Genomic DNA, 19,783 nt, shown 5'->3' on the forward strand with positions numbered 1-19,783 from the left:
GAGCATCAAACAACCCCATCTCCACCAGCTACGGCGGGCAGGCTGGCACGGTTCACTCCCTCGAAAGGAACGCGGTCAACCGGCGAAACATGGAGTGGGGAGCCCGCGGGCGTCCGGGTCCAGGAGGAGCACGCGGCCGGAGAGCGGCCGCCCCATTTGCCGTCCGGCCAGTCCCTGGCGTATACGCGTGGCCTGGTGATGTCGACCCAGTAGAAGCGGCTGCCGTCCCAGAGGACGCTCTCGCAGGTGACGTCACCGAAGACGTCGATCTCAGTCATTGAGCCGTCTTGAGCCCCTCGCTCCCGCAACGCGCGCACCACGCGGGCACGGTTGGCCGCGCGCTGGGACGACGAAGAATCCCGGGGCGACATAGCACTCGTCCACTTGTGAGAACGCTCTCTTACAGTGAAGCGAGTATCAATGTCGCTGCAATACCAGTCAATACTCAGGCCGGAACGGCCCGTATCACGACTCAATTAAGACTAGTTCATTCAAAACGCGGGAAATCTGGGTAGGTCCCAGAAGGAACGTCGTCGGGGCGATCTGCCATCTGTTCGGACCGAGCCGTCGGGGAAATCGCGATCTGCCGTCTATTGAGTCGTCGAGGGGAATCAGGATGTGCCGTCTGTTCGGACTGAGTGGGGCGCCGCGGCGGACCAGCGCCACCTTCTGGCTGCTGTGCGCGCCGGACAGCCTGTCGGCGCAGAGCCATCGTGACCCCGACGGGGCGGGTCTCGGGTATTTCGCCGCGGATGGCACTCCGCGGGTCTACAAGGCGCCCATCGCCGCATACGAGGATCGGTGTTTCGCCGAGGAGGCGATGGACGCGGAATCGACCACGTTCATCGCGCACGTGCGTTTCGCCTCCGTCGGCGGCCTGGAGGACCGCAACACCCACCCGTTCGAACAGGACGGCCGACTGTTCGCGCACAACGGCGTGGTCGAGGGAATGGACCTGCTCGACGATCACCTAGGCCCGGATCTCGACCTGGTGAAAGGCGACACCGACTCCGAACGCGTCTTCGCCCTGATCACCCGGGAGACCCGCGCCCACGGCGGCGACGTCGGAGCGGGCATCACCAGCGCAGTCCGCTGGATCGCCGCCAATCTTCCCCTCTACGCCCTCAACCTCATCCTGGTCACCCCCGACGACCTGTGGGCCCTCCGCTACCCCGACACCCACGAGCTCTACTTCCTCAAACGCCACCCCACCAGCCACGACCTCCAACACTGCGGCACCCACGGCCGAATCCGCGTCCACTCCACCGACCTCGCCCTGGCCCCCGCCCTCGTCATAGCCAGCGAACCCATGGACGCGGACCCGAACTGGCGCCTGATGAAGCCCGGCGAACTAATCCACGCCGCCCCCGACCTCACCATCACCCACCACCTGATCCTCCCCGACCCCCCAACGCACATGCTCACCCTCACCGACCTCCGCCCCGAAGCCGCCGCCTCCCAGAAAGCAGGAGTCCGCTAGAACTACATCCGCCACGCTCCGGACCACGCGGACCCGCACCTGGTCGGGGCCGCCCCGGTCGACGAGCACGCCGACCCCTTCGGGTAGGTGACTCTCGCAGTCGTCGTCAGTGTGGGCGGCCACGTCGGCCGGATGCGGCCCGGCGACATCGTGTGCACCACGTCGCCGAGCAGGGTCACGCCCGGGACCTGCCACACCGGATGCCCTCGCCGCGGCCCGGCGACATCGTGTGCGCCGCGCCGCCGAGCAGGGTCACGCCCGAGGCCTGCCACGGCGGGAAGGGCAGCACTGATCGCATGTGATGAACGGAGAAACCGCGAGCACGGGAGCCCGCCGGTGCCGCGTCCACCGAGTTCCCGCTTGGCGCCGGTGCGGCGAGGAGTGGGGCGGGTGGTGAACGGCGCCGGATAGCGGCCGAGCAACCCGGTGGATTGCTTTTTACCAGCCGTCGTGGAGGGTGCGAGTCAAGGTGTCGATGAAGAAGTTGGCGCTTTCTGGGGTGAGGCACATGGGGGGTTTGATTTTTAGGACGTTGAGGTGGTCGCCGGTGGGTTGGACTATTACGCCGAGGTCCAGGAGGCGGTCGCAGATGGCGGCGGTTTCGTCGGGGGCGGGTTCTAGGGTGGATTGGTCTCGGACTAGTTCTACGCCCATGTAGAGGCCCATTCCGTGGACTGCGCCGATGATGGGGTGGTCATGGGCGAGGGTTTCGAGGCGGGTGCGGAGGAGGGTGCCGATTGTGGCGGCGTTCTGTTGGAGGGCTTCGTCGGCGATGATGTCGAGGACGGTCATTCCTACGGCGCAGCTGACGGGGCTTCCGCCGGCGGAGGAGAAGAAATAGCCGTTTCGGGAGAACGCTTCCGCGATATCGCGGCGGGTAATTACCGCGCCCAGGGGATGGCCGTTGCCCATGGCTTTGGCGACGGTGACGATGTCGGGGGTTACGCGCTGCTGTTCGAAGCCCCAGAAGTGATGGCCGAGCCGGCCGTATCCGACTTGCACCTCGTCGGCGATACACAGGCCGCCCGCCGCACGGACAGCCGCGTAGACGTCCTGCAGGTATCCGTCGGGGAGGGGCACACCACCGGCGTTTCCATAGAAGGCTTCGCAGATGAACGCGGCGGGAGGCTGCCCGGAGGCCGCGGCTGTCTCGATGACCTGGAGGGCGTTCTCGACGTATCGGGCACCGGCGTCCGGCCCGCGGAATTGTCCCCGGAACATGTTCGGCGCGAATACCGGATGCACCCATGAGGGCCGCGTGGTGAGCGCGTTGGGATTGTCGGCGATCGAGGTGGAGACCGCGTCTGAGCCTATCGTCCACCCGTGATACGCCTCTGCCACACAGACGATGTCCTGCCGCTGGGTGAACGTCTGAGCCAGCCGAAGTGCCAGGTCCACCGCTTCGGAGCCGCTGTTCACCAGAAAGACGGTGTCGAGCGGGTCGGGCAGCAGATCGGCCAGGCGCTTCGAAAAGTCGGCGACGGCCCGGTAATTGAAGCGGGAGTTCGTGTTGAGCAGGTTCCATTGACGGCTGACCGCCGCGTTCAACCGAGGATGCGCATGGCCGACGGCGGCGACGTTGTTCACCATGTCCAGATAAGTCCGGCCATCGAGGTCGCTCAAGTGCTGCCGCCAACCACGTTCGATCCTGGGCGGATCCTCGTAGTAGTTCTCCTGCACCTCGGCGAAAGCCTTCCGCCGCAGCTCAAGCACATCCCCACTGGTCGGCTCAGCGGGCACCGCACAATCCAGACCGATCAGCGGCGAAGGATCGGGACAGACGCTCCCCCACGCAGCTGCCATCTCAGCCGTGACAAACGCGGGAGGCGTCAAATCACGAAGCGTGCACAGCTGAACGAAAAGCCTCCCCATGCTGTCACCGGCCAATGCACCCCTTCGTAGCTCTCGCGTCTGAGCTTCCCGGTGAGGGGCGAGCTCCCCGAGCAGGTCACCAGGCCTTTGTGGCCCTCGCGTCTGAGCTTCCGAGTGCGAGGCCACCTCCCCCAGCAGGTCACCTGCCTTTACGCGTTCGCCGGGATCTCTGGACGACGAGATTCCCTGGAGATGCAGGTCGGCGTCGTCGCCTGCGAGAACTACGGAACCGGCTGCTGCCGAGCGCAGAACCCCGTCGAAGGGAGCCGCCACTGGAGTTCCGGGAGGGCAGAAGATTTCCACGCCCAGGGAGACGCTTGCGGGGGCGTGGTCGCTGTGTATTGATGTGCGGGTCAGGCGTGCCTCGCCGTACCGGAAAATGGTGGTGGTCGATCGGCGCGCGAGCTGAATTTCGGCGTCGGGGTTCAGCCAGGTTCCATCCCGGAGTGTCTCGCTCTGTGCTGTCAGGTCAACGATGGCCGCATCGGATTCGGGGATTCCGGGGAGGAGGAGCGAGCCGCGTGATGCCGTTCGTTTCGGGGATTTCTTGGTCAATGCGGCGCGGAATGCGGTGTGTGCGACCTCGGCCGGGAGGCTCATCGCGGCCTCGAAGGACTGCCATTCGTTGTCCATGCGTTGAATGGCGTACTCATTGTCCGGGTCGATGAGCTCCTGGTGTTCGCCGCTGACCACCAGGACGCCGGTGCGGGCGACGATCGCGGGCCAGAGCGCCGCGATTTCGGCGTCGGTGAGCGGCACGATCCGGTGAAACGCCCTGACGGCGGGCAGCAGCGCGAGCGGACGCTCGGGTGAGTGAAGCAGAATGGCGGCGCAGGTCGTCGCCAGTTCACCCACGATCCAGCCGCTGCCCAGATCACCGAAATCGATGAGTCCCGTCGGGACGGGACGCCCATTCCGCTCCCGCTCGCAGACGACGTTGTCATCCGTGACGTCCCCGTGAATGGCCTGCACCCGCAACTCAGGCGAGAGCGCGTCAAGCCGATCGCACGCCGCCTCGACCGCGCCGCGCACAACCTCGGCCCGCCCCGCATCGGCCATGAACCCGGCCAGCTCCTCGCAAACCCTCCGCGCGTTCCGCAGATCCCACTGACTCACCCGCTCCAGCCCCGGATGCTGGAAATCCGCGAGCCCCGCCACCACCCGACCCGCCATCTCCCCCAACCGCCCGACGACCACCGGAGCCAGATACCGCGAATCGAACAACGAAAACCCCGGCACGAAACTCAGCAACCGCGCCCGCAGCACGGCTCCACCTTCACCGAACCGCGCGATGTACTCCCCATCCCGGCTCAACTCCGGCCGCGGCACCCGCATATCCGGTACGGCTTCCGCCAACCGCACCAACGCCTGATCCTGAGCATCAAGCTCCAGATCGGAAAACACCGGATTCGCGATCTTCAACAAGAACCGCCCCCGAGGCGAGTCGATGCGGAAGTTACGATCCTGATTGCTCCCCAGCTCCTCAACCACCCCCTCCACCCCGAAATACTTCGCGGCCACAGCCCTGGCCTGATCGACATCCACCTCAGGCCGCACCAAATTCGGCTGCGCAAAGAAATCATGTCCAGTCATCGCGGGCCTCCTGTTGTTTAGTCGAGGGCGGCCAGGATGGCGTCCCACGCGGTGTCGGATGCCAGTGTGCCGAAGCCGGCCGTGCTGATCCCGGTCAGGTCCACCTCGTCGGTGGTGAGGGTGAACAGGGTGTCGCCGTCGCTTTCGGTGTGGAACGGCTGGATGCCCCGGTGCATGGAACTGTGCACCTGAAGCCCGAGTTGGCGGAGCGAGTAGTCCGACAGTTTGACGTTGGTGACCAGCACGCTGATCGTGGTGTTGCCGTGCACGGGGGCGAGATTAGCCCCGTTGATGCCGTTCTCGTAGTCGGTCATGGGATGACGCCGTTCGAGGGATTCGCTCCAGAGGTTGCCCCGCACGACCCTTCCCTCACGGTCGACGATGACACCGACGGCGTTGAGCACGGTCACGAAGAGCATCCTGATCTGGCCGTATTGCCGGAAGGCGGCACCCTGACCGGCGAATTCAGCGCGGACATAGTCGACCTTTCCGACGGTCGCGCTGGCTCCTGCCCCGGCCCGGCCGACGGCGATCCGGTCGGTGCGGGCATGGCGCAACGCGGCCCGGCCCAGCTCCTCATCGGGGGTGATGGCGTTGTCCCTGGCGGAATAGTCGTAGATGACCGCGCCCGACACGCACTGCAGCACATCCCAGCGCGTGCAGTTCTGCTGCCGTTCCAGCAACTCCGCGCCAACCCCGGCCACAGCCGACAACCCATAAACCGACCCACCGGTCAGGCAGATCGCATGGTTCCGGTCATACCCGCCGCTCATTCCGACCGCGCCGCCCCGCGCGTCCGTGAACGTACGAGCCCCGGCCGGAACATGCACCACCGTGCACCCGGTCGGCCCTTCCGCATATTCGGCCGTCCCCACCTCGACACCCGGAAAGTCGAACGCGACCGTACGCGCACCCGGACTCGCCTGCGGCACCAGACGCAGGTCCCGGTTGCCGATGACGCCCGGTGCGAACCGGGAGAAGGGCGCGAGGTGGGAGCGGGTGGTCACAATGCCTCCAGTAGCCGGCGTGAGTATTCGTGCTGGGGATGGGTGTAGAAGACTTCGGTGTCGGCGGTCTCGACGATCTCGCCGTCGCACATCACGGCGATGCGCGCGGCGACGTACCGCACGGCCGCGAGGTCGTGGGAGATGAACAGCGCGCCGAATCCGAACTGGGCCTGCAGGTCGCGGACCAGGTTGAGGATCTGTGCCTGCACCGAGACGTCGAGCGCGCTGACGGGTTCGTCGAAGACGATGAACTCCGGCCTGGTGATCAGCGCCCGCGCGATCGAGACGCGCTGCCGCTGCCCGCCGGACAGTTCGTGCGGATAGCGCCGGGCGAGCTCGGGGTCGAGGCCGACATCTGCGAGCAGGCGCGGCACCCGCTCCGCCGTTTCGGCCTTGGATGCGCCGCCGAGCACGTCCAACGGTTCGGCGACGCTCTGCCCGATCCGCATGCGAGGGTTCAGCGACCACTGCGGATGTTGCAGCACAGCTTGCAGCCGACCGGCCAGCAGACGGCGATTCTTGGGAAACGGCACGCCGCCGAACCGCACTCGTCCGGTCGTCGGGCGGCGCAGTCCGAGGGCGGTCATGCCGGTAGTGGTCTTGCCCGAGCCGGATTCGCCGACCAGGCCAAGCGTCTCGCCGGGCCGTACCAGCAGGGAGACATTCCGCATCGCGTCGTGCGTTTGGCGCCGGAATGGCGGACCGGTACGGAATCGCACGGTCACCTCGTCGAGTTCGAGCAGTGTCATGACACCCCTTCCGCCACGCGGTGGCAGAGCACCGTACGACCGTCGACCCGCGTCGGGACTGGGCGTTCGTTGCGGCAGCGGTCCTCGGCGAAGGCGCAGCGTGCCGCGAACGCGCACCCGGCCGACTCGGCGGTCAGCACCGGTGGACGCCCGGGGATCGATTCCAGCCGCTCGCCGCGCGCGGTGTTGCCGGGCACGGAACGGGCGAGCGCCGCCGTGTACGGATGCAGCGGAGAACTCAGCACCTCCGCGGTCGGACCGTCCTCGACTACGCGACCGCCGTACATGACGGCCATGCGCGAGCAGCGGCGGGAGACGGCCGACAGGTCGTGGGTGAGCAGCAGGATGCCGGTTCCAGCCTCGGCTGCCAGCGCGAACACGGTGTCGAGCACGTCTTGGCGGACCTGGCTGTCCAGCGCCGCCGTGGGTTCGTCGGCGATCAGCAGGCGGGGGCGGGCCGACAGCGCCATGGCGATGCCGACGCGCTGCGCCATGCCGCCGGAGAGCTGGTGCGGGAACGCCCGCATGACACGTTCCGGGTCGTTGAGGCGTACCCGTTCGAGCTGGTCGCGGATGCTCCCGCGATCGCCTTGCGCCAGCCGCATCTGACGGCCGATCCGCATGGTCGGGTCGAGGGCGCCGATCGGGTCCTGGAAGACGAAGCCGAGCCGCTCGCGCCGTACCTGCCTGATCCGGGCGTTGGACAGGCCGGCCAGCGACTCGCCCAGCACGGCGATGTCGCCGGACCGCAGGTCGGCGGAGGGCGGCAGCAGCCGGCCGGCGGCCGAGCCGAGCGTGGACTTGCCGGAGCCGCTCTCGCCGACCAGCGCCACGCTCTCCCCCGCTGCCATGGTGAGGCTGGCCCCGTCGAGGGCGCGCACCCGGCGATCGGCCAGCACGTAGTCGACGACCAGGTCCCGCACGTCGAGCAGATGTGTCATGTCAGCGACCTCGAAGTTCGCGGGTCGAGCTGGTCGCGCAGGCCGTCGCCGAGCACGTTGATGGACAGGATCGCCAGCACGAGGACCACACCAGGGCCGAGCAGCAGCCACGGCGCGTAGGTCAGGTAGACGGTTCCTTCCGAGATCAGCACGCCGAGGGAGGCCTGCGGCGGTTGCACGCCCAGCCCCAGGAAGCTGAGGCCGCCTTCGACGAGGATGCCGATGGACAGCGCGTACGTGCCCTGGACGGCGACCGTTCCGGCGACGTTCGGGAGGATGTGCCGCCCGAGCACGCGGGGCAGGCGCGCGCCGCTGATGATCGCGGAGGTGACGTAGTCGCGGTGCGAGACGGTGAGCGCCGCCGCCCGCACCACGCGTGTCATGAGCGGGATCGTCACCAGTACGATGCTGGCCACGGCCGCGTCCAGACCCGGGTTGACCAGCGCGGCGACCAGAATCGCCAGGATGATGGCCGGAAACGAGTACAGGACGTCGACGACGCGCATCACGATCTCGTTCAGCGCGCCACCCCGGTATCCGGCCAGCACGCCGAGCGCGGTCGCCACCACCGCCGTCGCGAGCACGGCGACCGCCGACAGCAGCAGCGACGTCCCGGTGCCCTGCAGCACGCGGGGCAGGGTAGAACGCCCCAGACTGTCGGTGCCGAGCCACCATTCCGGCCCGGGCGGCGCCAGCCGAGGCCCGACGATCTTCTCGGGGTCGCCGCCGAGCCCGGTCAACTGCGCGACCACGACGAGCACCACGAGCGCCAGCAGGAATATGAGCCCGCTCCGTGCGATCCCGTCGAGTCGCTTCATTTCGAAACTCCGAGCCGCGGATCGATCACGCCCACGAGCAGGTCGACGACCATGTTCGTGAAAATGAACAGCGCGGCGGCCAACAGCACCCCGGCCTGCACGACGGCGTAGTCGCGGCGGGTGATGGCCTGCACCACGTAGGACCCCACTCCGGGCAGATTGAACAGATACTCGACGATCACGGCCCCGCCCAGCAGGTACGCGGTGACGGTCGACGCCACGACCAGCACCGGAATCGCGGCATTCCGCAGCACGTGATGCCGGACGATCGACCACGGCGACTGGCCACGTGACACTGCCGTCGTGATGTACGGCTCGTGCAGCACGTTCAACACCGCGTCCCTCGTCGTACGCGCGGTCGCCGACACGACGAACACGGCGAGCACGCTCGCGGGCAGCACCATCGCGGCCAGATTGGTGGCCGGATCCTCGCCGAACGGCACGTAACCGCCGACGGTGAGTCCCAGGGCGTACCTGGAGAAGAGGTACACGGCGATGCCGCCGACCACGTATTCCGGCAGGCTGACGCCGAGGGCGCTCGCGATCCGGCCCAGGGCGCGGCCGCGGGTGCCGCGCCGTACGGCGATGAGGATGCCGAGGGCCGCGCCGATGAGCACACCCGGAATGGCGGACATGAGCGTGAGCTGCAGCGTCACCGGCAGCCGGGAGCCGAGCTCGGCGGCCACCGGATCGTTGCTGACCAGGGATCGGCCGAAATCGCCGCCGAAGGCCGTCTGGATCCAGTGGGCGTACTGCACCAGAACCGGGTCGTTCAGCCCGAATCTGGCGGTGAGTTCGGCGCGTTGCTCGGGCGAGGCGAGCGGTCCGAGCACGATGGTGGCGTAACCGCCGGGCATCAGCCGCATCGCGCCGAAAATGAGGATCGACACCCCGAGCAGCGTCAGCGCGGCGCTGAACAGCCGGGTGGCCGACCACACGAACAATCTCATCGGCTCAGCTCACGGAAGGTGGAAATCATCCGATACGGATTGCCGTAGCCCTCGCTCGCCATGATGTTCGGGCTCAACGTGTCCGACCGATAGGCCAGGTACTGCGGGCGGGTCGCCAGCGGGATCATCTCCGCGTTCGCGTCGGCGCGATCGCAGAGCTGCTGGAACGTCGTAGCCCGGGCCGGACCCGGCAGATCGGCGGCGGCCTTGTCGATGAGGGCGTTCAGCTCGGGGTCGGTCTTCATGAACGCCTTGTTGAAGAGCGAGGTGTCCGGGTTCCACCAGCGGGAGACCATCGCGCCATCCACATACCCGGCGAACCAGGTCATCGAGGCTTCGAAATTGGGAGGGCTCTCCACATACACCCGGTTGGCCCAGGTGCCCTCGTCGAGCAGCTCGATCTTCATGGTGACGCCGATCCGCTGCAGGTTCTGCTGCATGATCTGCGCGATCTGCCCCAGCACCGGATCCGTCGTGTACGTGGCCAGGGTGAACGTGAGGTTCTCCGCGCCCGCCTCCTTGAGCAGCGCCTTCGCCTTCTCCAGCCCGGCCGTCGCCGACGGCACCTTCGCGGGGTCGCAGGCGTCCGGCAAGCCTTCGGGGGTGACGCCGGTCGGCTTGCTCTGCCCGCCGGTGGCAACCTCCGCGATCTGCTTGCGGTCGAGGGCGATGTTGACCGCCTGCCGTACGCGCTGGTCGGCGAAGGTCTTCCCGAGCGAGTTCAGGTTCAGGTAGTGGTAGTCAGTGGTGGCCTGACCGGCGACCCGCACGTTCGGCACGCCCTCCAGCAGCTTCGCCGTATCGGCGTTCACGAACGCGGACATCTGCGCGCTACCATCCCGAAGCGCCGCCAGCCGGGTCGCCTCCTGCGGCACGATCTCCACGGTCAGCGTGTCCACCACCGGCTGCTCTTTGTTCCAGTACGCCGGGTTCTTCTTGAACGTCCACGCCACGTCCTGCCGGTGCTCACCCACCACGAAAGGCCCGGTGCCCAGTGTCTCCTTGGTGACGTCGATCGACTTCTCGTCGATCTCCTTCATCGGCAGGATCGACGCGTTGATGTTGGCGAGCGCCCCGAGCAGCGGCGTGTACGGCGACTTCAGTTTGAACGTCACCTCGTTGTCGCCCGTCTTCTCCACCGACTCGACAGGACCGAGCTGACCGGCCCAGACGGACTGGCTGGCCAGCAGGCGTTTCATGGAGCCGACCACGTCGTCGGCGGTCAGCGCGCGGCCGTTGGAGAAGGTGACGCCCGGGCGGAGGGTGAACACGTAGGTGGTGGGATCCGGGGTCGCCCACTTCTCGGCGAGCAGCGGCTCGATCGTGTAGTCGGGTCCCACGGTGACGAGCGGCTGGTAGACGAAGCTCATCAGGTTCCACGAGGCCGCCGCCTGGGACATCTGCGGATCCAGCCCGGCCGCCGCCGCGTTGTCGATCGCCACCTGCAGGGTGACCTTGCCGCCCGGGGCCACGGAGTTGTCCGCCACCGCCAGGAAGCCCGGCGTCGACGGCGTGGAGGTGGCCGCGGCCTGGCCCGGTTGCCCGGCCCGCTCCGCGCATCCGGTGGCCAGCAAGGTCGCGGCGACAGCGCAGCACAACAGTCTGCTTCGCATGGCTGATCGACTCCCTGTTCATGGGTCTGGGTGCATGGGTCGGCGTTGGAAGGCGCGCCCCCGAGACGACGTAGCCAGCGACCTTCTTTCTTCGTACGGGCAAGTAAAGAATGATGGATTGGTGCATGTCAATACCCTGAACAAGACCGTCTGATCAGCCTGTTACGGTTCAATTAATTCTTCGCTCGTCTGTACGGTGGATTGGCAGTAGGGTGTCGGCATGTCACGGAAGAAGGATCAAGCCGCCCGGCGGAAGCACCTGCTGGAGGCCGCGCGCAAGGCCATACTCAAGCGTGGGCTGGTGACAGTCGGTGTCCGTGATATCGCCCAGGCGGCGAGCATGTCGCCGGGGTCGGTGACGTACTACTTTCCGACGATCGATGAGTTGCTGCGGCAGGTGCAGGCGGATGCGATCGCGCGGTTCGCGCAGGCGCGCTGGGAGCTCGTGCGGACGATTGATGATCCGGTGGTGCGGCTGCGGGCGCTGATCGAGCGGGGTGTCGCGACCGGTCCCGATGATGAGCTGCTGTGCCTGCTCAACGAGTTCACCGGGCTGATTCGGCGCAATCCGATCTACCAGGTCTCGTGGAAGAGCCTCAACGACAGCCAGATCTCGATCTACGAATCCGTGATCACTACGGGGGCGGCGCTCGGCGTCTTCACGCTCAGCTCGCCTGCGCTGTCCATCGCCCGAAATTTCGTAGGTCTGGAGGATATTTACGGGTTCCATGTGGTCATGGGGGCCAGCATGATCAGGGACGAAGCCTTGGAGCTCATCTACGACTTCGCCATGGGCGCGGTCGGCTGCGACCTCCGCGATCCGCAGGCTGCCGCTCCGGAAGTCCTCGCCGGACCGGGTGAATAGCGTTATGCCCCGCGCACGTTGGTCATGATCGCGTACACCGAGGTGGTCGCCGTCATGAACAGCCAGTTCCGCTTCAGGCCGCCGAAGACCAGGTTCGACGTCTTCTCGGGAAGCTTGAGCTTGCCGATCAATGTCCCATCCGGGTCGAAGCAGTGCACACCTTCGCCCGTCGCGGCCCAGATCCGCCCTTTAGTGTCGAGCCTGATCCCATCGAAGCTGCCCGCCGAACACTCCGCGAGCACCCTGCTGTTTCGCAACACCTGACCGTCCACGTCAAAGACCCGCAGATGTTTGCGGCGCGTGTCGACGACATAAAGCAGAGATTCATCCAACGAGAACGCCAGCCCATTCGGCCTGACGAAGTCATCCGCGACCACGGTGACCTGCCCTGTCACCCCATCGACCCGATAGACCTGATCGTTGCCGATCTCACTCTCAGCCTGATGTCCTTCGTAGTCGCTGTCGATCCCATACCGCGGATCGGTGAACCAGATCGAGCCATCCGACTTCACCACAACATCATTGGGACTGTTGAACCGCTTCCCCTCCCACCGATCCGCGACCACGGTGATCGACCCATCATGCTCGGTACGGGTCACCCTCCGATTCCCATGCTCACAAGAGACCAGCCGCCCCTGCCGATCAATCGTGTGCCCATTCGTATACCCCGCAGGCACCCGAAACGGCCCCACGTTCCCCGTCATCTCATCCCACCGCAACATCCGATCGTTCGGAATGTCACTCCACACCAGATACCGCCCCGCCGCCACGTACGCCGGCCCCTCAGCCCATCGGCACCCGTGATAAATCCGCTCAACCCAGTGATCCCCACCCACCCCAGCGAACCGCTCATCAAGCACCTCAAACTCCGCCGCAAAAGCTCCCATCGAGGAACCCTCCTTCTCGTTCTCGGACGCCAACCCTAGGCACACCCACGGCCTCTCACCAGGCGCAGATGGCGAATCAGCGTATCGGTTGCTTCCGATCCGGGTCAGAGCCAGAAGATCGCCAGAACAGTGCGACCCAGGCTCAGAACTACCAGGCGAAATGTTCTGGGTTGCCGGGCAGCCTCCCGCTGCGAGGAGATCACCAGTACGGCGCCCACGGCCACCGCCACCAGCAGGTGCAGGCCGTACCACCAGGGAATGGGCAGTCTTCCCAGGGCGGTCCCGCTCAGTAGGTCGTCGGCGGCCCCATAGCCGGAAAGCCCTCCGAGCACGCCTAGGCACAGCACCGCGACTGCGTACCGGAAGCGGCCGAGCAGGGCCCAGACGACGGTCCCCAGGACGAGCAGGTAAGTGGAGCTTTGGTGCAGCTGTCGCATGAGCAGGCCGCCGCGCACCTCAAAGCTGATCTCCAGGAGAGTTGTAGGCGGCGCTCATGGGAACAGCCCGCAGCTGCTCGTAGGCGCCGTCGTAGAGCACCATCTGGCTGCTAGGCGTGTAGAAGAATGCCAGGAAGCCACCCGTGAGCAGGACTACCACGAAACAGCAGACCAGCATCTCGCCCACCAACTGCCTCGTCTGCTCCATTCGGCATCTTCCACCACAAGGAGGTACGGCTGGCGGGACTCTCGACGATCTTCCATTTGAGTTGTTTGCCCTAGTATGCGCCTTATGCCCGGAGGGAGATTGGATTCAGCCTTGGCATCGATGTGCCGCTTCGAGTTCGTGATGCCTCGGCGATCTCATTCGAAATCAGAACCGCAGGATCGCGCCCACTCCCTCCGGAGAGTCGAGTTCGGGGACGAACCAGAGTTCGGCGTCGGTGGTGGCGACAGCTCGGGCCAGGGCGGCGTCCGCGCGCTCGCTGATCGGCTCCGCCACGCCCCAAGCACACATTTCCTCGCGATCAGGGGAGAACTGCGGTCCCTCGGGGCCGATCCACACCATCTCCTGGAACGACGGACTTTCCGCCACGAGTACCTTGGCGACCTGGCTCACCCGAAGCGCACGAGCCGTCTCGTGCAACCCGCTGACCGCAGGCCCATTCCGGTAGGCGTCGACCAGTTCGCTCTGGCGCTGAACGAGCCAGGACCTGAGAGCCTCGTCGACCTTGCGCAGGTAGCTTTTGGGCATCTCGCCCGGTGAACGCCCGCCATTCTCGGCCACCACCACCCGCTGAGCCACGTCCTTCCCCAGCCGATCCAGCACCATATGCCGGGATTTCGGATCTCCCCCGATAACGATGAATTCGGCATCACTCTGAGCCGCCTCCTTCGCGATGACCTCAGCGGTCGCGACGGCATTACGCCGCCAGGTCTCCTCGACATCCCGCTCATACCGGGGCTGCGACATACCCCCCTGCGCGGCCTTGTGAATCGGCCAATCCTCGGCCTGTACGACGAGCTCCCGCCGCCCCCCACCACTGAGAACGATCACATCGGCCCCGGTGTGATCCACCATGACCTGCATGTACGGCACCCGCTCCCCCCGCTGCGCCAGCAACGGCATCACATGCGGAAGCGCGGACCACCGAGCGATATCCCACTCCGGCCCAGCCGACAGCGGTTCACTGAACATCACCCCGGAAGAAGAGCAGAAAACCGCCCTCCCCGGCGCAGGATCACCGACGAACTCCCCGATCCGCGCGACGACCTCATCGGGAGCCCCCGCCTCCGCGAGCCGCTCGCTGATATGCCGCCACCGCAACCCGACCATGACGGCCACCGCCTTGGTGATCCGATTCGTCGGCATATAAACGGAAGCAACCGGCCCCCGCTCCTCGTACAGAGATCTGATGAAGTCAAGCCTCATCGAGGCCTCACCACCTCCGGCGTTCGCTCCCGGGGCCGAGCCCCTCAGCGATCCCGCCGATGTCATGGAGTTTCAGGACATCTATATGAGCTCTAGGGAAACCTTGGTCCACCCGGGCTCGCGACGATCGAAAGCCTCGTAGGCGTGGATCGCCGTAGGCAGTTCCTCCTGCTGCGTCAGAATGGTCGTCGGATCGGCGGCCCCGGTAGCGACCTTGCTGAGCAGCCCCGGAACGTAGTGCCGGTGGTGGCAGTTACCCGCCTGAATGGTGAGGTTCCGGTTCATGGCCGCACCAAGCGGGAAACTGTCGAAGTTCGATGGATACACCCCGATGATGCCGATGGTCCCCGCCTTGGCCGCCATCTCCACCGCCCAGCGCAGCGCCTGGCTAGGCGCATCCCCCGGCACCCAGTGCCCGTCCTCGACGTTGGTCCGCGGCGCCACCTGCCGCCGCTCCCGCTCGAAGGCCGCCCGATCGGCGCCCCCCGCCGCAGGCCCCGCCTTCGGACTCTCGGCGTCGACCCCCACCGCTTCGATCACCCGATCGGCGCCGATCCCGCCGGTCAGCTCGCGTACGACTTCGACGGGATCCTCCGCGTTGAAGTCGATCGTCTCCGCGTTCTGCAGCCGAGCCGTCTCCAGCCGATCGGCGTTGCCGTCCACGATCAGGACCCGCCCCGCCCCCTGCATCCGGGCCGACAGCGCCGCCAACTGCCCGACCGGCCCCGCGCCGAGCACCACGACGACATCCCCGTTGCGCACCTGCGCCAGCCGGGCCCCGAACCACCCGGTAGGGAAGATGTCGCTGATCAGGATCGCCTGCTCGTCCGTGACGCCAGGCGGAATCGCCACCATTGTCGTGTGAGCGTAGGGAATCCGCGCGAACTCGGCCTGCAGCCCATCAAAGGGCCCAGTGGCCGCCGGCCCACCGAAGTACGCCGTCCCCGCGTTCGGCCCATTCGGATTCGCAACATCACATTGCGAGAAATATCCGGCCCGGCAGTACACGCAGTGCCCGCACGCGATCGTGGAACACACCACGACCCGATCGCCCGGATTGAAGTTCCGCACCTGCGTCCCCAGTTCCTCGACCACACCGACCGCCTCATGCCCGAGGACGGTCCCCGGCCGCATCCCCGGCACCGTCCCCCGGGCAAAATGCAGGTCAGTGCCACATATCGCACTGGTAGTGATCCTGACGACGGCATCCTGCGGCCCCCGCACCGCCGGATCCGGAACCTGCTCCAGCGCAATCTTCCCGATGTCATGCCAGACGACTGCCTTCATGGATCTCCCCCTCTGGCTGATGTCTGCGCTTAACCCCATATCCAGGATTCCCGCGTGTACGCCCTGAGCCCACGCGCCCCCACTCCACCGGCCCACAGAGGGACAACCCCACCTCCACAGCACCGACACTCGCCAGGCTACCTGCCACAAAATCGCGACCCTCGTCACGCGCAAACCATCGGTGAAGTGAAGTTAATATCTCCAACCCAAGAACCACTCGTCCACACCAACAACTAGTCAAGATCACCCGGCGAACCTTCTAATCCGGAAGAAGCCCAGCGTCTCGTGGATGCCCTAACGTGGCGCGATATCCGGGCTTCGGCCTTGCGATCGGATATTCCGACTCCAGATGAAGAACAGCGAGCGTATGCGGTGACGACACCAGCCCAGGACGAGCCCCGTGCTTGCACCCTAGCCACCCTGACCCGCCCGGCCAAACCACATTCACAGAGAGAACGTTACGCAGGCTGGAATGTAAGGGTGTCGCCCACGAGTTCTACATTTCCTGAGACAGCGAACCTGTCGGTGGTGCTGAACGGATCGGTCCCGCCAAAGTAGCCGACGCTATCGCCGGTGACCGTGGCCTCGCCATCAGTGATGGTAGAGATGGATACCTGGCCGGCATAGTCGCTCAGCTCGTACTCCGGATACTTGACGATCTTCCATTTCACGTTGCGCACTGTGGAGTACGGATATGCGGAGAAAGGGCATTTCTCCGGGACAAGTGTTGTGCTTTGCGCGCATCTATCCAGATAAGAACGTACCTGCGGGTCGATCTCGGCGCGAGCGTCCGCCTTGATTGTCGGCTCCAGCCTCACCGTCCGGGACCATCCTCGCTCGTCGATGCCCGCGTACGCCACGACAGGGCTGGCCTCCCACAACGGCTGGTCGGGCAGCGACACCGTGTATCCGCCGGGAGGGGCGGCCAGCTCCGCGATCGTCCGGTCCGAGGCAGGCGGGATCGGCGTGCCGGCCACCAGGAGGGAGTCGACTTCATCGAACTCGATGGTGATCGGATGAAGGCCACCATCGCTGATACGCCATTGGTGGAAGAGGCCGACCGTGGCCTGGGCGTCACGGCGGAGATCCAGGCTGAGCCAGCGCCGCTGCCCGTTCAGGACGAAGCTCACCTGAACGCTCGCCCGGTCCCTGGTGGCGTCCGTCTGCTCAACGCGTACGTCGGCTGGCGGCGTGTAACCGCGTGACTTGAGCACAGCGCTCTGGAGCAGGGCCAGGCTGTAGGGCTCCCGGATGGGAAGCAGGAGATCCCGCGCCGAAGCCGCGTCACGGTCACCGAGCGCCTCGAAAAAGGAGGTCACAGTGTTCTCCGGATGGAAGAATCCGCGCTCGACGATCTTGAGGACGACCACTGCCACCGACATCACCAGAAGAACGACCAAGCCGATCGCCAACGGCCGCCGCTGCGGCCTGTACTCGACCAGGACTTTCGTCAGATCGACCGGAGTGGCGGGCGATTCCGGCGGCGTGACCGGCGTGTCCAGCGAATGGCCGCAACGTGAGCAGAACCGGGCTCCCCTGCCGTTACGGCTGTCGCAGGCCTGGCAGACGCGGATGACCTCGTCAACGGAATGCCCGCAGCGTAGGCATGCCGGCTGCCCGGCGGGTACGGCCGTACGGCACTTCGGACATGCGGTGAGCGTGGCCATCGAGCATCCTGTCAGTCGGTGAGTGAGGTGCCGGTCAATAGCACGGGCAACGGCAGCGCCGAGGCGTCCTCATCCGGCAGGGGATACTCGCGGCCGGGCTCTTCCAGACGCTCCAGCCGCAGCTCGTTCGGCGGATGCGAGGCGCATATCGCCGCGACCCAACCATTGCGCCCGCCTTCGAACGACCGGCGGAAGCGCGTCAGCACGCAGCGCATGCCAGTGCGGTATCCGGCGAGCACGGCGCCTTGGTCGGCGCGGTATTCGGCCTCCCGGGAGTCGGCCGCCTGCATGGGCACCACGAGGTACTGGACTGTTACGAAAACCGGCCAGAAGACGGTCCAGGCGATGAAACGCAGCACCGGGCTCCGGGTCTGGTCACGCAGCCAGCCCCCCGCCGCCTGAACGAGATAGAGCGGAAATGCGACGCCCTGGACGAACGCGGCGGAAACCGGATCCCCGTTTCGCCAGTGGATCAACTCATGCGCGAAGACCGCCGCGATCGTTTCCCGCTCATAGTTGAACTCCTCCAAGAGCCCCTGATTGACCACGATGTGCCGCGCATAGGCGAATGCGTTGGGTTCCCGCGCGTCGTCGATCAGCACCGGCGGATGATTCGGCAGGTTCAGGCGAGTCGCCGCCTCGGCCACCAGGGGCAGGATGAACGCGGCCTCCCGGCGACTGGGCCGGCGCGCACCGGTGATCTGGAGGATGTGCTTCTCGAAGACCACCCGGTAAACGGTGTAGAGTAACCCGGCGCCGATTCCCAGGACGATCGTGCCGAGAACGGCGGCGACTCCGTCCACCACACCATTCTGGAACGGGCCGAGAAAGATCCAGTAGATACCGAGAACGAACCCGATCACTGCACCGGCGACCGCACCCAGGAGAGCCGCCCCCACACCACCGGACTTCGACATCAGGTTCTGTACGGCGTCGCCGACAAGGGGGATGTCCAGAACCTGCTGCGGCAGCGAGGTGTCACCTGTGCTGAACGTGTAGAAGAAAGCGATCCAGCCGCCCGCGAACGCCAGCGCGACCGCCGCCGCCAATGCGGCCGGCAGGTAGAGCCAGGCCGCGATAAGGGCTGTCAGCACTCCTCGCAGATTGCGCAAAATGCCCGGTTCTAACCACGTCAAGGCATTTCGAAAGTTGGCGGGCCGCCCAACAGTGAGCCGCTCGGTCAGCGGGGCAGCGGCACGCTCTTCCGCCAGGGGCGCACTCCTCGGGGAATCAGCTGCGGAGCTTTCCTCTTCTTCCAGCTGCAAGATGCCCTCCCACGGCCGACGGTAAGCCTCGGTACGCGCAAACAAATCGGAGTATGCCGCAGCTACGGCTCTTCGTCCGCTAAATTGCTAAACATCAGTCGATCAGTGGCTATATATCGAAAAGGAGCCCAGGTTGCGGGTCAGCATTCGGATAAGCGGTCGAGGGCTGGCCGAGCAGGAGAAGGAACTGGCCACGTTCCTGGGCGCCCAGGAGACGCTACGCGGCAGAGTGCACCTCATCGCCGAACGGAGACCGACCTCCGGCATGAGCCAGTCCGTCACGAGCATCGTGATGGACCTGCTGGGCCCTGCGGCACTGGTCTTCGCCAGCGCGTTGATCGCCTGGATCAGACACCGAACCGCTGACACCCGAGTCGTGGTACGCCGAGCCGACGGAACCGAGTTCGAGATCTCGGCCCAGCGAGTCCGCGGCCTGAGCGCAACCGAGCTGAAAGCCCTGACAGAGCACATCGCAAACGCGGTCGCCGACTCGGACAACCCACCTCGCTCACGCCCCGACGACCCGAGCGCCCTTCCGCTGGATGGCACTCCACCACTTGAATCGTCACAACCAGCGGAAACCCCCTGACAGCCAACCGTCGTACGCCTGCCAACAGAACGACAAGGCCACGAAGCGCTGCAATCATCGTGGGTGCCGGCGGGTGTACGACGACTCCGCGCCACCGCCAAGCGCGTAGCGCGTCCGCCATCCGTTGAGCGTGTGCGAGCAATTGCGAGCGCGGGACTACGGAAGGTGCTGGAAGTCGTCGAACCCTATTGACCTTCAAGGAGCCAGCAGTTAAGGAAACGGCTACGAGACGGAAATAGGCGACGCTGGCACGCTGGACATTATCCTGCGCGCATTGGGGCTCTCGACCCGTGCTTCCACAGCACATGCCACCGCCGATCCGATGGTCGCA

20 protein-coding genes are annotated in these 19,783 nt (G+C 66.0%); 4 read left to right on the forward strand and 16 right to left on the reverse strand.

The window, feature by feature from the left end; genetic code table 11:
* Positions 1–5 precede the first annotated feature (5 nt).
* Complete coding sequence (locus ABGB08_RS34165; protein ID WP_347598965.1) at positions 6–278, reverse strand: hypothetical protein; 273 nt, start codon at positions 276–278, stop codon at positions 6–8.
* Positions 279–616: 338 nt separating this feature from the next.
* Here ABGB08_RS34165 and ABGB08_RS34170 point away from each other — a divergent pair, with 338 nt between their 5' ends.
* The gene (locus tag ABGB08_RS34170) at positions 617–1,480 is read left to right on the forward strand and encodes a class II glutamine amidotransferase (protein ID WP_347598968.1); all 864 of its coding nucleotides are present in this window, start codon (positions 617–619) and stop codon (positions 1,478–1,480) included.
* 175 nt (positions 1,481–1,655) lie between these two features.
* Here the strand turns inward: ABGB08_RS34170 and ABGB08_RS34175 are convergent, their stop codons facing one another.
* From ABGB08_RS34175 to ABGB08_RS34210, 8 genes are all read right to left on the reverse strand, one after another.
* On the reverse strand, positions 1,656–1,778 hold the full coding sequence (locus ABGB08_RS34175; RefSeq protein ID WP_347598971.1) for a hypothetical protein: 123 nt from the start codon (positions 1,776–1,778) through the stop codon (positions 1,656–1,658).
* A 140-nt stretch (positions 1,779–1,918) separates the two neighbouring features.
* Positions 1,919–4,945: an aminotransferase family protein gene (locus tag ABGB08_RS34180; protein WP_347598974.1), complete on the reverse strand. Its 3,027-nt coding sequence runs from the start codon at positions 4,943–4,945 to the stop codon at positions 1,919–1,921.
* A gap of 17 nt (positions 4,946–4,962) precedes the next feature.
* Entirely contained in the window at positions 4,963–5,952 is a 990-nt protein-coding gene (locus ABGB08_RS34185; RefSeq protein ID WP_347598977.1) for a P1 family peptidase, read from the reverse strand.
* Positions 5,949–6,701, reverse strand: a complete 753-nt coding sequence (locus ABGB08_RS34190) for an ATP-binding cassette domain-containing protein (RefSeq protein WP_347598980.1) — start codon at positions 6,699–6,701, stop codon at positions 5,949–5,951. The genes ABGB08_RS34185 and ABGB08_RS34190 overlap by 4 nt, the downstream gene beginning before the upstream one ends.
* Positions 6,698–7,642 carry an ABC transporter ATP-binding protein gene (locus ABGB08_RS34195; RefSeq protein WP_347598983.1) on the reverse strand — a complete coding sequence of 315 codons (945 nt, stop codon included), beginning with the start codon at positions 7,640–7,642 and terminating at the stop codon, positions 6,698–6,700. The genes ABGB08_RS34190 and ABGB08_RS34195 overlap by 4 nt, the downstream gene beginning before the upstream one ends.
* Positions 7,639–8,460 (reverse strand): ABC transporter permease, encoded by an 822-nt coding sequence (locus tag ABGB08_RS34200; RefSeq protein WP_347598986.1) that lies wholly within the window; start codon positions 8,458–8,460, stop codon positions 7,639–7,641. The genes ABGB08_RS34195 and ABGB08_RS34200 overlap by 4 nt, the downstream gene beginning before the upstream one ends.
* Complete coding sequence (locus tag ABGB08_RS34205) at positions 8,457–9,410, reverse strand: ABC transporter permease (RefSeq protein ID WP_347598988.1); 954 nt, start codon at positions 9,408–9,410, stop codon at positions 8,457–8,459. The genes ABGB08_RS34200 and ABGB08_RS34205 overlap by 4 nt, the downstream gene beginning before the upstream one ends.
* The gene (locus tag ABGB08_RS34210) at positions 9,407–11,023 is read right to left on the reverse strand and encodes an ABC transporter substrate-binding protein (protein ID WP_347598991.1); all 1,617 of its coding nucleotides are present in this window, start codon (positions 11,021–11,023) and stop codon (positions 9,407–9,409) included. Before ABGB08_RS34210 ends, ABGB08_RS34205 begins: the two co-directional genes overlap by 4 nt.
* 220 nt (positions 11,024–11,243) lie before the next feature.
* Between ABGB08_RS34210 and ABGB08_RS34215 the strand changes: the two genes are divergently transcribed.
* The gene (locus tag ABGB08_RS34215) at positions 11,244–11,888 is read left to right on the forward strand and encodes a TetR/AcrR family transcriptional regulator (protein ID WP_347598993.1); all 645 of its coding nucleotides are present in this window, start codon (positions 11,244–11,246) and stop codon (positions 11,886–11,888) included.
* A 2-nt stretch (positions 11,889–11,890) separates the two neighbouring features.
* On the opposite strand, the gene ABGB08_RS34220 is transcribed toward ABGB08_RS34215, so the two are convergent.
* The 6 genes from ABGB08_RS34220 to ABGB08_RS34245 form a co-directional block, all read right to left on the reverse strand.
* Positions 11,891–12,808: an SMP-30/gluconolactonase/LRE family protein gene (locus ABGB08_RS34220; protein ID WP_347598996.1), complete on the reverse strand. Its 918-nt coding sequence runs from the start codon at positions 12,806–12,808 to the stop codon at positions 11,891–11,893.
* Positions 12,809–12,879: 71 nt separating this feature from the next.
* Positions 12,880–13,212 (reverse strand): hypothetical protein, encoded by a 333-nt coding sequence (locus ABGB08_RS34225; RefSeq protein WP_347598999.1) that lies wholly within the window; start codon positions 13,210–13,212, stop codon positions 12,880–12,882.
* A 19-nt stretch (positions 13,213–13,231) separates the two neighbouring features.
* Positions 13,232–13,420 (reverse strand): hypothetical protein, encoded by a 189-nt coding sequence (locus ABGB08_RS34230; protein ID WP_347599002.1) that lies wholly within the window; start codon positions 13,418–13,420, stop codon positions 13,232–13,234.
* Between the two features lie 165 nt (positions 13,421–13,585).
* Positions 13,586–14,644, reverse strand: a complete 1,059-nt coding sequence (locus ABGB08_RS34235; RefSeq protein ID WP_347599005.1) for a Vms1/Ankzf1 family peptidyl-tRNA hydrolase — start codon at positions 14,642–14,644, stop codon at positions 13,586–13,588.
* A gap of 81 nt (positions 14,645–14,725) precedes the next feature.
* Entirely contained in the window at positions 14,726–15,931 is a 1,206-nt protein-coding gene (locus ABGB08_RS34240) for a zinc-dependent alcohol dehydrogenase (protein ID WP_347599008.1), read from the reverse strand.
* A 458-nt stretch (positions 15,932–16,389) separates the two neighbouring features.
* Positions 16,390–17,307 carry a hypothetical protein gene (locus ABGB08_RS34245; protein WP_347599011.1) on the reverse strand — a complete coding sequence of 306 codons (918 nt, stop codon included), beginning with the start codon at positions 17,305–17,307 and terminating at the stop codon, positions 16,390–16,392.
* Here ABGB08_RS34245 and ABGB08_RS34250 point away from each other — a divergent pair.
* Positions 17,288–17,620 carry a hypothetical protein gene (locus tag ABGB08_RS34250; RefSeq protein ID WP_347599014.1) on the forward strand — a complete coding sequence of 111 codons (333 nt, stop codon included), beginning with the start codon at positions 17,288–17,290 and terminating at the stop codon, positions 17,618–17,620. The genes ABGB08_RS34245 and ABGB08_RS34250 overlap by 20 nt on opposite strands.
* On the opposite strand, the gene ABGB08_RS34255 is transcribed toward ABGB08_RS34250, so the two are convergent.
* Positions 17,610–18,863, reverse strand: a complete 1,254-nt coding sequence (locus ABGB08_RS34255) for a M48 family metalloprotease (protein WP_347599017.1) — start codon at positions 18,861–18,863, stop codon at positions 17,610–17,612. The two genes, ABGB08_RS34250 and ABGB08_RS34255, sit on opposite strands and share 11 nt — an antisense overlap.
* 133 nt (positions 18,864–18,996) lie before the next feature.
* Here ABGB08_RS34255 and ABGB08_RS34260 point away from each other — a divergent pair, with 133 nt between their 5' ends.
* A complete protein-coding gene (locus ABGB08_RS34260; RefSeq protein ID WP_347599020.1) occupies positions 18,997–19,452 on the forward strand; it encodes a hypothetical protein in 456 nt (151 codons plus the stop codon).
* Positions 19,453–19,783 lie beyond the last annotated feature (331 nt).

Source organism: Acrocarpospora sp. B8E8 (assembly GCF_039871605.1).
Taxonomy (GTDB): domain Bacteria; phylum Actinomycetota; class Actinomycetes; order Streptosporangiales; family Streptosporangiaceae; genus Acrocarpospora; species Acrocarpospora macrocephala.